14 protein-coding genes are annotated in these 12,179 nt (G+C 71.8%); 5 read left to right on the forward strand and 9 right to left on the reverse strand.

Annotation, left to right across the window (positions count from 1 at the left end; translation table 11 throughout):
* Positions 1 to 714 precede the first annotated feature (714 nt).
* Both BM536_RS18705 and BM536_RS44400 read left to right on the forward strand, forming a co-directional pair.
* Complete coding sequence (locus tag BM536_RS18705) at positions 715 to 1,227, forward strand: DinB family protein (RefSeq protein WP_073495084.1); 513 nt, start codon at positions 715 to 717, stop codon at positions 1,225 to 1,227.
* A 271-nt stretch (positions 1,228 to 1,498) separates the two neighbouring features.
* Positions 1,499 to 1,822, forward strand: coding sequence for a hypothetical protein (locus tag BM536_RS44400; protein ID WP_342748826.1), 324 nt, complete (start codon positions 1,499 to 1,501; stop codon positions 1,820 to 1,822).
* Positions 1,823 to 1,885: 63 nt separating this feature from the next.
* Here BM536_RS44400 and BM536_RS18715 read toward each other — a convergent pair whose 3' ends face one another.
* From BM536_RS18715 to BM536_RS18745, 7 genes are all read right to left on the reverse strand, one after another.
* The gene (locus BM536_RS18715) at positions 1,886 to 2,365 is read right to left on the reverse strand and encodes a hypothetical protein (RefSeq protein WP_073495060.1); all 480 of its coding nucleotides are present in this window, start codon (positions 2,363 to 2,365) and stop codon (positions 1,886 to 1,888) included.
* Between the two features lie 116 nt (positions 2,366 to 2,481).
* Positions 2,482 to 3,165, reverse strand: a complete 684-nt coding sequence (ung, locus tag BM536_RS18720; RefSeq protein WP_073495062.1) for a uracil-DNA glycosylase — start codon at positions 3,163 to 3,165, stop codon at positions 2,482 to 2,484.
* Between the two features lie 79 nt (positions 3,166 to 3,244).
* The gene (locus tag BM536_RS18725) at positions 3,245 to 4,828 is read right to left on the reverse strand and encodes an ABC transporter substrate-binding protein (protein WP_073495064.1); all 1,584 of its coding nucleotides are present in this window, start codon (positions 4,826 to 4,828) and stop codon (positions 3,245 to 3,247) included.
* Between the two features lie 203 nt (positions 4,829 to 5,031).
* Positions 5,032 to 5,793: an SDR family oxidoreductase gene (locus tag BM536_RS18730; RefSeq protein WP_073495066.1), complete on the reverse strand. Its 762-nt coding sequence runs from the start codon at positions 5,791 to 5,793 to the stop codon at positions 5,032 to 5,034.
* Positions 5,794 to 5,809: 16 nt separating this feature from the next.
* Positions 5,810 to 6,571, reverse strand: a complete 762-nt coding sequence (gene fabG / locus BM536_RS18735; protein ID WP_094103236.1) for a 3-oxoacyl-ACP reductase FabG — start codon at positions 6,569 to 6,571, stop codon at positions 5,810 to 5,812.
* A gap of 169 nt (positions 6,572 to 6,740) precedes the next feature.
* Complete coding sequence (locus tag BM536_RS18740; RefSeq protein ID WP_094103237.1) at positions 6,741 to 7,157, reverse strand: DUF3037 domain-containing protein; 417 nt, start codon at positions 7,155 to 7,157, stop codon at positions 6,741 to 6,743.
* A complete protein-coding gene (locus BM536_RS18745) occupies positions 7,154 to 7,909 on the reverse strand; it encodes a HipA family kinase (protein WP_073495072.1) in 756 nt (251 codons plus the stop codon). Before BM536_RS18745 ends, BM536_RS18740 begins: the two co-directional genes overlap by 4 nt.
* Positions 7,910 to 8,107: 198 nt before the next feature.
* Here BM536_RS18745 and BM536_RS18750 point away from each other — a divergent pair, with 198 nt between their 5' ends.
* Positions 8,108 to 8,596, forward strand: coding sequence for a Rieske (2Fe-2S) protein (locus BM536_RS18750; RefSeq protein ID WP_073495074.1), 489 nt, complete (start codon positions 8,108 to 8,110; stop codon positions 8,594 to 8,596).
* Here the strand turns inward: BM536_RS18750 and BM536_RS18755 are convergent.
* Positions 8,583 to 9,236 (reverse strand): cysteine hydrolase family protein, encoded by a 654-nt coding sequence (locus BM536_RS18755; RefSeq protein WP_094103238.1) that lies wholly within the window; start codon positions 9,234 to 9,236, stop codon positions 8,583 to 8,585. The genes BM536_RS18750 and BM536_RS18755 overlap by 14 nt on opposite strands.
* Positions 9,237 to 9,393: 157 nt before the next feature.
* Here BM536_RS18755 and BM536_RS18760 point away from each other — a divergent pair, with 157 nt between their 5' ends.
* Positions 9,394 to 9,861 (forward strand): pyridoxamine 5'-phosphate oxidase family protein, encoded by a 468-nt coding sequence (locus BM536_RS18760; protein WP_073495086.1) that lies wholly within the window; start codon positions 9,394 to 9,396, stop codon positions 9,859 to 9,861.
* A 25-nt stretch (positions 9,862 to 9,886) separates the two neighbouring features.
* Here the strand turns inward: BM536_RS18760 and BM536_RS18765 are convergent, their stop codons facing one another.
* Positions 9,887 to 10,789: a LysR family transcriptional regulator gene (locus BM536_RS18765; protein ID WP_094103239.1), complete on the reverse strand. Its 903-nt coding sequence runs from the start codon at positions 10,787 to 10,789 to the stop codon at positions 9,887 to 9,889.
* A 38-nt stretch (positions 10,790 to 10,827) separates the two neighbouring features.
* Here BM536_RS18765 and BM536_RS18770 point away from each other — a divergent pair, with 38 nt between their 5' ends.
* On the forward strand, positions 10,828 to 11,853 hold the full coding sequence (locus BM536_RS18770; RefSeq protein WP_073495076.1) for a DMT family transporter: 1,026 nt from the start codon (positions 10,828 to 10,830) through the stop codon (positions 11,851 to 11,853).
* Positions 11,854 to 12,179 lie beyond the last annotated feature (326 nt).

Below are 12,179 nucleotides of genomic sequence, written 5' to 3' on the forward strand. Positions count from 1 at the left end.
TCGGCCCGACTCGGTCTGCCTCGACTCTAGTGATCGGACGCGGGCGCCTTCCGTACGGGTCTCCTCACCGAAACCGGCCCGGCCTCCCCCAGGTCGGGCCGGACACCCCGCGACCCGACCGCGAACCGCCCACACCGACCCGCGCACACCGACGCCGAGCCCGTCACCATCCCTGACGATCAGACACGGGCACCTCCCGCACAGCTCTCCTCGCCGACGCCGACGCCAGCCCGGCCTCCTCCGGGTCGGCCTGGACGCACCGCGACCCGGCCGCGGACTGCCCTCATCGCGCGCGTGCCCTGATGCCGGGCTCGTCCTCACCGCGCCGCCGACCGAGGCGATCTCCCGACGTCGGCTGCGGCCGGGGCCCCGCCGACGCGCACGCCGGTCCAGAAGGCCCCGTCGGCCGAGCACACGGTGAGCGCCGTCGATCCGGCCCGGTCGCCGCCGCGGCCCGGACGGCATCTCGCCGTCGTCGAGCCGCAACGGCCCAGCGCGGGCGGGCCGACGGGGCTCGCTGCGCGGGATGCGCGGGCGGTCGGCGTGGCGCGCGGCGCCGTTGTCGGTTCCGCGGGAGATGCCGGAAGACGGCGGGGCCCCGGCACACCGGGTGGCGGCCCCGCCGGGGCCCCACCCGGTCCCCCTTTCCCGGCGGAGGTCGCCCACGCGGAAAACACGTGGTGACGGCAGGCCGGGGTGGGCGACCATGCGGGGATGACGACGCAGCGCACCGAGCCCGCCCAGAACGCCGACGATCGCACCATGCTGGAGGGCTGGCTGGACTACCACCGGCAGACCCTGGCGTGGAAGTGCGAGGGCCTCACCGACGCCCAGCTCCGCACCGCTTCCGTGCCGCCGTCCGAGCTGTCGCTGATGGGGCTGGTGCGGCACATGGCGGACGTGGAGCGCGGCTGGTTCCGCAGGGTCCTGGTGGACGACGACCCGGGCCCGATCTTCTACACCGACGAGGACCGCGACGGCGAGTTCCACCTCACGGAGGACGACACCTGGCAGGAGGCGTACGCCGCCTGGCAGGCGGAGATCGACATCGCCCGCCGCAACGCGGCCGACTTCGGGCTGGACGAACTCTCCCGCGGCACGAGCCGGCACACCGGAGACCCGTTCACCCTGCGCTGGATCTACACCCACATGATCGAGGAGTACGCGCGCCACAACGGCCACGCCGACCTGCTGCGCGAGTGCGTCGACGGCGTCACCGGAGACTGACGCCACGTCACCCCGGGCCACCGCGCCTCCTCCCCAGGGGGTGCGAGATCACCCGTGCGGGGCATCCTCCGCTTGTCCGCCATGCCTCGATGGGTTGGAGCCAGCAGAGTGGCGCGAGTGCAGCGAACGACGACTACCGCAACGCTTCTGGTGACCGTGGCCGTCTCGGCCCTCGCCGGATGCGTGACCGTCCAGCACCCTCCCGTGCCCGGCCCGCCCGCGGCCCCGGCCCATCCGTCGGTGCCCCGGTCCGACGGGCGGCGGGACACAGGTGGTGCAGGCACCGGCCCAGGAGGCGCTGGAGATGGTGGGGCCGGAGCGCGGGCGGGATTCGAAGGCCTCGGCACCGCCGCGGCGGACCGCGGCGCCGGCCCCCGGACAGCCCCCGTCCGCCCACTCGCGCCCGCCGGGCCCGGCACACCCCGGACCCGCCCGGCCGGAACGCCGTCGCCCCGCACAGCCCTTCGTCGAGATTCCCGACGTGAAGGAGGAGGTGCGTGGCCACACCGATGTGTGCACCCTCGGCAAGAAGTACGGGGGCTGGCGGGCGGGCAGCCCGGAGGCCGTGATCTGCGAGGGCGCGTACGGCCGTTGAGACACCTCGGCGCCTCTTGCGCCCCGGCCGGCCGCCTGCTCACTCGGCTGCTCGGCCACTCGGCTACTCGGAGCGGAGGTGGTCCAGCCCGCCCTCTCCCAGCCGCAGCTCCATCCGGCTGATGGCCGCCCGCACACCGTCGCCGTAGGTGTCGTCACGCAGTCCACGGGCCGCTCTGCGCGCCTTGCGCACATGGGTGCGGGCGGCTTCCGTGCGGCCGAGTTTGACGTAGTCCGCGGCGAGGTTGAGGTGGAGCGAGGGGTACAGGGCCCGCACCGCGGGCGCCCGCTCGTGTTCCTCCGCCGCGGTCAGCGCCCGCAGGTCCCAGGCCAGTTCGTCGAACGGGTCGTCCTGGGTGTCGGCGAGGTAGTGGGCGACGGTGCAGCGGTGCAGCGGGTCGCCCTCCTCGCCCAGCTCCGTCCACAGCTCCAGCAGGCGGCGCCGGGCCTCCTCCCGGTCTCCCCCGTGGTGCAGCATCACGAGCTGCCCGATCCGGGTCAGTACCGCATCCGGCGCCGGCTGTTCCTGCCGATGCTCCGCCACGAGCCCTCCTTGCGTTGTTGCGACGACGCTAACCGCAGGCACCGGAGATCCCGGTCAGGCGGCACCGGGCCGGTCCGGCGAGGGAGCGGCCCGGTGAGAGTCAGGTCGGGTGAGCGTCAGGCCAGGTCGGGGACCGTCCAGTCGATCGGCTCGTGGCCCTGCCGGGCCACCGCCTCGTTGATCTGCGTGAACGGGCGGGAGCCGAAGAACTTCTTCGCCGACAGCGGGGAGGGGTGCGCGCCCTTCACCACCACGTGCCGGGTCTCGTCGATCAGGGGCAGCTTCTTCTGCGCGTAGTTGCCCCACAGGACGAAGACCGCCGGGTCGGGCCGCTCGGCCACCGCGCGGATCACCGCGTCGGTGAACCTCTCCCAGCCCTTGCCCTTGTGCGAGTTGGCCTCACCGGCACGGACCGTGAGGACCGCGTTGAGCAGCAGCACCCCCTGCCGGGCCCACGGCATCAGATAGCCGTTGTCCGGGACGGGGGTGTCCAGTTCGGCGTGCATCTCCTTGTAGATGTTGCGCAGCGACGGGGGGATCTTCACGCCGGGCCGCACCGAGAAGCACAGGCCGTGCCCCTGGCCCTCGCCGTGGTACGGGTCCTGGCCGAGGATCAGGACCTTCACCCGCTCGTACGGCGTCGCGTCGAGCGCGGCGAAGACCTCCTCGCGCGGCGGGTAGACAGGACCCTTCGCTCGCTCCTCCTCGACGAACTCCGTCAGCTCCTTGAAGTAGGGCTGCTGCAGTTCGTCGCCCAGGACCCCGCGCCAGGTCTCGGGCAGCATGGCGATGTCGGTCACGTCAACGTCCTCCGTCGTGCGGTCACTTCCAGGCCACAGAACCTACAGGTGACCACTGACAACGGGGGCCGCGGTGCGTCTACCAGCTGGTCTTGCGGGACAGCTCCCACATCATCATGATCGTCGAGGGGTCCAGCGCCCGCTCCCCGCCGGAGACGTCCTCGTTGGCGGCGATGTACTGCTTGCCCTGCCACAGCGGCAGCAGCCGGGCGTCGTCGACGAGGATCTGCTGGGCCTCCTGGAAGTCCTTCACCACGTTGGCGCGGTCGCTCTCCTCGCGGGAGCGGGGCAGCAGCACCTGGGTGATCTGCTTCGCCGGGTAGGGCGTGCCGAGCGCGTTCTGCTCGCCGACGAACGGGGCGATGAAGTTGTCGGCGTCGGGGAAGTCGGGGGCCCAGCCGCGTCCGAAGACCGGGTACTCGCCCTTCTGGTAGCCCACCACGTAGGTCTTCCAGGGGCGGCTCTTGAGGGTGACCTCGAACAGGCCCGAGGCCTCCAGCTGGGCCTTGATCTCCTTGAACTCCAGGGCGGTGTCGGAGCCGTAGCGGTCGTTGGTGTACCAGAGGGTGAGGGGCACCGGGTCGGTGATGCCGTCGTCGGCGAGGATCGCGCGGGCCTTGTCCGGGTCGGGGTCGCCGAAGTCGTCGAAGAAGCCGGTGGTGTGGCCGGTGAGGCCCTTGGGGACCATCGAGTACAGCGGGTCGACGGTGTCCTTGTAGACCTTGTGGGCGATCGCGGCCCGGTCGATGACCTGGGCGACGGCCCGGCGTACGGCGATCTTGGCGGACCACGGGTCCTTCGGGTTGAACACCAGGTAGTTGATGTTGCTGGCGGCGCCCTCGACGAGCTGCAGGCCCTCGTTCTCGTCGCCCTTGTTCTCCAGGGTGACGATGTCGTCGGCGGCGAGGCCCTGGTAGGTGATGTCGATCTGCTTGCCCCGCAGGGCCTTGACCATCTCGCCGGAGTCCTGGAAGTAGCGGATGGTCACCGCGTCGTTCTTGCGGTCGGCGGAGCCCTCGTAGCGGTCGTTGCGGACGAGTTCCGCCCGGTCGTTCTCCTTGAAGCTCTTCAGTGCGTACGGCCCGGAGCCCACGAGGCCGTCGGCGTCCTCGCGCAACGCGTTGGCCGGGTAGTCGTCGGGGGCGACCAGGGACATGCCCGGGGTGGCGAGCACGAACGGGAAGGTGGCGTCGGCCTTGTTGAGCCGGAAGACGACCTCGCGGTCGCCGACGGCCTCGACCCGGTCGAGGCTGCCGAGCAGTCCCGCGGGGCCGGTGGGCGCGTTGATCGCCAGGATCCGGTCGAAGGTGTGCTTCACGGCCTGCGCGTCGAGCTTGTCCCCGTCGGAGAAGGCGAGGCCCTCGCGCAGTTTGCAGCGGTATGTCCGGCTGGTGCTGTCGCTGAACTCGCAGCTGGCGGCGTCGGGCTGCGGCTCCGTCGCGCCGTTCGGGTACGACAGCAGCGTCTGGTAGACGTTGCGGAACAGCTCCCAGGAGCCGTCCCAGGCGGCGGCCGGGTCCAGCGTGCTGGGGGCGCTGGTGGTGCCCACGACGATCGGCCCGGCATCGTCGGAGCCTTCCTCTCCCAGGAGGCTGCATCCGGCCACCAGGGATATGGACACGATCGCCGCGACCTGCTGCAAGGATCGGTTCCGGTTGAACACGCGCACGCTCCTCGATCTGCCATGCCAAGGGTTGGCAGACCATACCGCAGCGACACGCCGACTGAACCCGCCCCCTGCGTCACGTTATGGATCACTTGAGCGGTGACGACGTTGTCATGACCCTGTGCGACGGCTGTAGACGACACGGGCGCCGCTTCCGGTTGCGGAAGCGCGCCCGTGTCCCCTGCGCGGCGGGGGCGTCGTCAGGCCACGCCGGCGTTGAGGAACATGCCGCCGTCGACGACGAGCGTCTGACCGGTGACCCAGTCCGACTGCTCCGAGGTGAGGAACGCGGCGGCGCCCCCGATGTCGGAGGGCACACCGAGCCGGGCCAGCGGGTAGGCGGCGGCCGCCTCGGCCTCCCGGCCCTCGTACAGGGCCTGCGCGAACCTGGTCTTCACCACGGCCGGGGCGATGGCGTTGACCCGTACCTTCGGCGCGAACTCGTGCGCCAGCTGCTGGGTCAGATTGATCATCGCGGCCTTGCTGACGCCGTACGCGCCGATGAAGGGCGAGGGCGCGAGGCCCGCCACGGAGGCGATGTTGACGATCGCGCCCCCGTTGTCCTTCTGCCAGGCGTGCCAGGTGCGCTGGGCGAAGCCGAGCGCCGAGATCACGTTGGTCTCGAACACCTTGCGCGCCACGTCGAGGTCGAGGTCGGCGATCGGCCCGAACACCGGGTTCGTGCCGGCGTTGTTGACCAGGTGGTCGACGCGGCCGAAGGCCTCCATCGTCCGCTCGACGGCGATCGCCTGGTGGGCCTCGTCGTGGGCCTTCCCGGCGACGCCGATGACGCGGTCGGCACCGAGCTTCTCGACGGCCTCCTTGAGGGCGTCCTCGTTCCGGCCGGTGATGCAGACCCGGTCGCCGCGGGCGACGAGCGCTTCGGCGACGCCGTAGCCGATGCCGCGGCTGGCGCCCGTGACGAGGGCGACCCTGCCGGAGAGTGCGGGCAGTTCAGTCATGTCGGTGATCCCTGGTCTAGTTGAGCGGTCCGCCGGCGACGTACAGCACCTGGCCGGAGACGAAGCCGGCGGCCTCGCCCGTGAAGAAGGCGATCGCGTTGGCGATGTCGTCGGGCTCACCGACGCGCGCCACCGGGATCTGGGTGGCGGCGGCGGCCTTGAACTCCTCGAAGCCCATGCCGATGCGGGCGGCCGTCGCGGCCGTCATGTCGGTGGCGATGAAGCCGGGGGCGACGGCGTTGGCGGTGATGCCGAACTTGCCCAGCTCGAAGGCGAGGGTCTTGGTGAAGCCCTGGAGACCGGCCTTGGCGGCGGAGTAGTTGGCCTGGCCCCGGTTGCCGAGCGCGGAGGACGAGGAGAGGTTGACGATCCGGCCGAAGCCGGCGTCGACCATGTGCTTCTGGACCGCCTTGGTCACCAGGAACGAACCGCGCAGGTGCACGTTGAGCACCGTGTCCCAGTCGGAGGCGCTCATCTTGAACAGCAGGTTGTCGCGGAGCACTCCCGCGTTGTTGACGAGGATCGTCGGGGCGCCCAGCTCCGCGACGACGCGCGCGATGGCCGCCTCGACCTGGGCCTCGTCGGAGACGTCGGCGCCGACCGCGATCGCCCGGCCGCCCGCCGCGGTGATCTTCTCGACGGTGTCCTTGCAGGCGGCCTCGTCGAGGTCGATCACCGCGACCGCGCGGCCCTCTGCGGCCAGCCGTACGGCGGTGGCGGCACCGATGCCGCGCGCCGCGCCCGTGACTACTGCGACCCGCTGCTCTGTGGTGGACATGGTTGCTTCTCCTCGCCCTCGAGAATGTACGTCCGTGTGGTGAGCGACCGTCCTGATCACCGTCGACTCGGTGAGCGACCGCTTAGTACCTTCGGCAGACGTGACGCTAGAAGCCTTGGCACCCGGTGTCAACGCCACACGAGGGCGGTGTGATTCATCACCCGGCCCGTCACCTCACCAGGAGGTCCAGCAGACGGTCGGTGTCGGCCGCCGGATCGGTGGTGAGGCCGGTGTGCACGGGCCCCGGCTGGACGACCGTCGAGCGGGGCGCGATCAGCCAGCGGAAGCGCCGCCCGGCGTCGTCGTGCGCCGCCTGTCCGGCCGCCTCGCCACCGCCGCACACGTCCTCCACCGCGCGCAGCGCGGCGCGCACCCCGGCCACGTCCGCCGCCGGGTCCAGCGCCAGCAGCCGGCCCTCGTCGAGGTGGGTGCGGGCGCCGACGTAGCCCCGGGCCCGGCAGTAGACGAGCACGCCGGCGTTGATGCACTCGCCGCGCTCGACGCGGGGCACGATCCGCAGCAGGGCGTACTCGTAGACGTCCCGCTCGTTGGCCTCGCTGGCCCTGATGATGTGGCGCTCGTTCACTCGGTCCCCTTGATGCGTTCGTGGATGACGGCGGCGCGCGTGAGGAGGGGCGCCGCGTAGGCACGCCGGAGCGCGTCCGGGGTGTCGAAGCCCGGTTCGCCGGTCAGCCAGGCGTCGGGGATCTCGGCGGTGACCTCGTCCAGGAGGCCGGCGGTGATCTGGGGCGCCAGTTCGGCCGCGGCTGCCGCGATGTCCGGGCGGAAACGGGCGAGGGCGTGGTCCGAGGCGTCGTAGGGGCGAGCCGCGGAGGCCTCGGCGGAGGGCCAGTTGTGATGCCAGATCATGGTGGCGCCGTGGTCGATGAGCCACAGGTCGCCGCGGTGCATCAGCAGGTTGGGGTTGCGCCAGGAGCGGTCGACGTTGTTGACCAGCGCGTCGAACCAGACGATCCGCCCGGCCTCCGCGGGGTCGACCGGGAAGGCGAGCGGGTCGAAGCCGATGGCTCCGGACAGGAAGTCCATGCCGAGGTTGGTGCCGCCGCTGGACCTGAGCAGGTCCTGCACCTGCTGGTCGGGTTCGCCCAGACCCAGCACGGAGTCCAGCTCCACGGTGACCAGGCGTGGAACCCTCAGACCCAGGCGGCGGGCGAGTTCACCGCAGACCACCTCCGCGACGAGCGTCTTGCGGCCCTGCCCGGCTCCGGTGAACTTCAGGACGTAGGCGGCGAGGTCGTCGGCCTCGACGAGACCCGGCAGCGAGCCGCCCTCACGCAGGGGCGTGATGAAACGGGTCGCGATGACTTCCTTGAGCATCGCCCCAGGCTACTGGGGTCGCGAGGGCCCTCGGCGGCGGATCGACAGCTCCGCGACAGCCGTGGCTTACGCCCCGCTCATCTCGAACGGGTCAGGATCTCGGCACTGTCCGAACCGGCTCGACGGCCGCTGAACAGGCGGCGCCCGGGACCCGTACCTCTCGGCAGATCATCCGACCTCCCCCGAAGGGAACCCAGCATGACCAGCGCATCGTTCCAGTCCACCTCGGGACCCGCCCGCCGCACGGTCGTGGCGGCCGCCGGAGTCGCCGGGCTCGCCGTCGCGCTGACCGCGTGCGGAGGATCCGACGACGACGCGTCGGGTTCGGCGGAATCGTCCGGCTCCGCGGGCTCGACCGGCGGTTCCGAGTCCGCGAGCACCGGCGGCGGGGCCGCTGCGGGTGCGGCCCTGACGACCACCGCGGACATCCCCGAGGGCGGCGGGAAGGTCTTCGACGACCAGAAGGTGGTCGTGGTGCAGCCGACGGCGGGCGAGTTCAAGGCGTACTCGGCGGTGTGCACCCACTCGGGCTGCGCGGTCAAGAGCATCGCCGACGGGGTCATCAACTGCCCCTGTCACAACAGCAACTTCTCCGTCACCGACGGCAGCGTGAAGAGCGGCCCGGCGACGAAACCGCTGCCCGAGGTCCAGATCACCGTGAGCGGTGACTCGATCACTCTGGCCTGAGACGACCGCCCCGCCGGGCGAAGCCCGCCAGGACCTCGTCCGTGGTCGCGACCGTGGCGACCAGGGCGAGGGTGTGGCGGATCATCGCGGGGGTGTAGTCCGACGGCACCCCCGCGACGGCGTCGGCCGGGACGAGGGCCGTGTAACCGCGGTTGACCGCGTCGAAGACGGCGTTCGGGATCGCCACGTTGGCGGAGACACCGGCGACGACCAGTGTGCGGCAGCCGAGGTTGCGCAGCAGGGCGTCGACGTCCGTGCCCTGGATAGGCGACAGACCGTGCAGCCGTCGTACGACGAAGTCCTCGTCCGTGACCTCGATCGGAGGCGCGACCTGGACGGCGGCGGTGCCGGTCAGTTGTCGGACCGGGAGGCGTTCGGCGGCGCGGAACAGGCGCGCGTTGCGGTTGGCTCCCCGGCCGTCGGGACGTCGTTCGGCGACGGCGTGGATCACCTGGACCCCGCTCCCGTGGGCGCCGGCCACCAGCCGGGCGACGTTGGCGAGGGCACCCGACGAGCGTGCCGCGCGGGCGAGTTCGGGCAGGGCCGCGTCCGGGCCCACGACGCCCCGCTGGCACTCCACCGTGAGCAGGACGGTGTGGCGGGGGTCGAGCAGATCACCGAGGTGCGCGGACGACGGCATGGCTTCCCCTGGGGCCGGTGCGGGTCGGATCGGCCGAGGGTAGCCACCGTTGCGCGAGCAGGGAAGAGGACTCATCCTGTGCGGGCCGTCCTTTTTTGACGTGATGTCAGGGATTCCCTGGCACGACGTGAGAGAAGCGAAGAGAGAAGAGGGCTGGATGACCGTCACGCAGCGCAGGGGCCGGAAGATCATGATGTCGCCGGGCGAGGTGAGCGCGTTCCTCACCACCCAGCGCACCTGCCGGGTGGCCACCGTGTCCGCCGACGGCGCCCCGCACGTGAGCGCCCTGTGGTTCCTGTGGGACGGCTCAGCGCTGTGGCTGTACTCCGTGGTGCGCAGCAGACGCTGGGCCGACCTGCGCCGGGACCCACGGGTCGCGATCGTGATCGACACGGGCGAGGAGTACGACTCGCTGCGCGGCGTGGAGCTGTCCGGCACCGTGGAGTTCGTGGGCGAGATCCCGCGCACCGGGGAGCTGTGCGCCGAACTCGACTCGGTGGAGACGCTGTTCGCCCGCAAGAACTTCGGCCTGGACGCGATGCCGCACGACGGACGGCACGCGTGGGCGCGGCTGCGCCCGGAGAAGATCGTGTCGTGGGACTTCCGCAAGCTGGGCGAACTGTAGGCACTCGGGTCGGCCCAGGTCGCCGTCAGCCGACGGTGTCCGAGGCCGACTTCAGCGCCCTGACCGCCGCCCTGATCGACGGGCGGCGGTCGGCGTCCGCCCGCCACACGGCGTAGACGTGCCGCCGCAGCCGCTGGCGGAGCGGGACGATGACGATCCCCTCTGGCACCGGGTGCCGTCCGAGCAACGGGACGACGCACACGCCCAATCCGGCGGCCACCAGCCCGAGTTGGGTGTGCGTCTCGGCCGCGCGGTGACCGACGATCGGCTCGACGCCCCGCGAGCGGAGCGTGAACATCAGCCACTCGTGACAGAACTCGCCGTCGCCCCAGGTGATCCACTCGTCACCGGCGAACTCCCCGAGGTCCACCTCGTCCCGGCCCGAGAGCGGATGCCCGGCCGGCATCGCCACGTCGGCGGGGTCGTCCAGGAGCGGCGCCTTGACCAGCCCGTCCGGCACCGGCATCGGCTTGTTGTACCAGTCCAGGACGACGGCGAGGTCGAGGTCGCCGCGGATGACTCCGGCGATGCCGTGCTCCGGCTCCAGTTCGCAGGAGCGCACGCGCAGCCCGGGGTGCTCCTTGCGCAGACCGGCGAGCGCGGTGGGGAACAGCCCGCGCGCGGCGGTCGGGAACGCCGACAGCCTCAACTCCCCCACCACCTGCCCGCGCTGGGCCTCCAGGTCGGACTGGGCCAGCTCGACGTGCGACAGGATGCGGGCGGCGTGGTCGGCGAGCAGCCGGCCCGCGTCCGTGAGCCGCACGCCCCGCCCGTTCTTGGCGAGGAGCTGCTGGCCGACCTCCCGCTCCAGCTTGGCCAGCTGCTGCGAGACGGCCGAGGTGGTGATGTGCAGCCCCGCGGCGGCACCGCTGACCGAGCCGTGCCGGGCGAGGGCGTCGAGGGTGCGAAGGCGCTCCAGGTTCAACATGTAAGTGATGCTACGAGATATCGCTCGCCAATTCTCGCTTGTGCTACGAGGTGATGTCGGAGACGGTGATGACCATGACCACCGCCACCTCCACCACCGCCTCCGCCGCCGCTTCCACCACCGCCTCCACGGACAGCACCGGTTCCCCGTCCACGTCCGCGGCCACGCGGCCGTCGGCCGGCTCCCGGCGCCCCCTCGATTGGCGCCTGCGCTTCGGGTTCCTCTCGCTGATCTGGGGCTTCAGCTTCCTGCTCATCAAGGTGGGCACGGAGAGCTATGCGCCGTTCCAGGTCACCCTCGGCCGGTTGGCGTTCGGGACGGCGGTGCTGGCGGTCGCCATCGCGGTCAAGCGCGAGCGGCTGCCGCGCGGGGCCCGCACCTGGGCCCATCTGACCGTCGCCGCCCTCCTGCTGAACGCGCTGCCGTTCTCCCTGTTCGCCTACGCGGAACTGACGATCCCGTCCACCCTGGCGGGCATCTGCAACGCGACCTCGCCGCTGTGGGGCATGGCTCTCTCCGTGGTGGCCCTCTCCGAGGACCGGCCCACCCGGGTCAGGGTCGCGGGCCTGGGCCTCGGCTTCCTCGGCGTGCTGACGGTCCTCGGCGCCTGGCAGGGGTTCAGCGGACTGGACGCCCGCGGCACGGCCCTGGCACTGCTGGCCTCGCTGAGCTACCCGGTCGGCTGGATCTACCTGCGCCGCACGCTCGCCGGCAGCGGCCGCTCGCCGCTGTCGATGACCGGCGCGCAGCTGTTCCTCGCCACGCTCCAACTCGCCGTGGTCACGCCGCTGTTCACCACGCTCCCGACCCGCTTCCCGGTCCTGCCGCTGCTGGCGATCGCGGCCCTGGGCGCCCTCGGCACCGGACTGGCCCTCCTCATCCAGTACGGCCTGGTCGCCGAGGTCGGTCCGACGACGGCCCAGATGGTCACGTACTTCATCCCGGTGATCGCGACGGCCGCGGGCGTGGCCCTCCTCGGCGAGTCCCTGACCTGGTCGACACCGGTGGGCGCGGTGATCGTCCTGGCGGGAGCGGCACTGACCCAGCTCCGGGACCGGGCGTAGCCACGGACTCGGGGCACGCCGGGCAGGGGCGCACCAGCGGGGACACGGGGAAGGGCACCACCAGGTACGAAGGACCCGGCCCAGTGCCACCGCATCCCCCCACCCGCGCCGGCCGACGACGGGCGACCCGGGGGGACGGCCCTCACGACGGCGACGCCGTCCCACCACCACAGCCACGGCAACCCAGCACCGCGGACCGACCCCCGAAACCGCCCCACCCCTGCGATTGGCCCCCGGCAGTGCTGAGGTGTGGGGCACCTCGCGGCTCAGGTCCGCCGCCATGCCGCGGAGCAGGGGTACACGTTCGCCGGGCCGGTGGCCGTTCA

The sequence above is a fragment of the Streptomyces phaeoluteigriseus genome, from assembly GCF_001896135.2.
Lineage (GTDB): Bacteria > Actinomycetota > Actinomycetes > Streptomycetales > Streptomycetaceae > Streptomyces > Streptomyces phaeoluteigriseus.

Bases quoted from the DNA above. Each gene is read 5' to 3' on its own strand.
- BM536_RS18765 (WP_094103239.1), bottom strand. From the start codon at position 10,789: ATGTTGAACCTGGAGCGCCTTCGCACCCTCGACGCCCTCGCCCGGCAC.
- BM536_RS18730 (WP_073495066.1), bottom strand. From the start codon at position 5,793: ATGACTGAACTGCCCGCACTCTCCGGCAGGGTCGCCCTCGTCACGGGC.
- BM536_RS18705 (WP_073495084.1), top strand. From the start codon at position 715: ATGACGACGCAGCGCACCGAGCCCGCCCAGAACGCCGACGATCGCACC.
- fabG (WP_094103236.1), bottom strand. From the start codon at position 6,571: ATGTCCACCACAGAGCAGCGGGTCGCAGTAGTCACGGGCGCGGCGCGC.
- BM536_RS18760 (WP_073495086.1), top strand. From the start codon at position 9,394: ATGACCGTCACGCAGCGCAGGGGCCGGAAGATCATGATGTCGCCGGGC.
- BM536_RS18750 (WP_073495074.1), top strand. From the start codon at position 8,108: ATGACCAGCGCATCGTTCCAGTCCACCTCGGGACCCGCCCGCCGCACG.
- BM536_RS18745 (WP_073495072.1), bottom strand. From the start codon at position 7,909: ATGCTCAAGGAAGTCATCGCGACCCGTTTCATCACGCCCCTGCGTGAG.
- BM536_RS18755 (WP_094103238.1), bottom strand. From the start codon at position 9,236: ATGCCGTCGTCCGCGCACCTCGGTGATCTGCTCGACCCCCGCCACACC.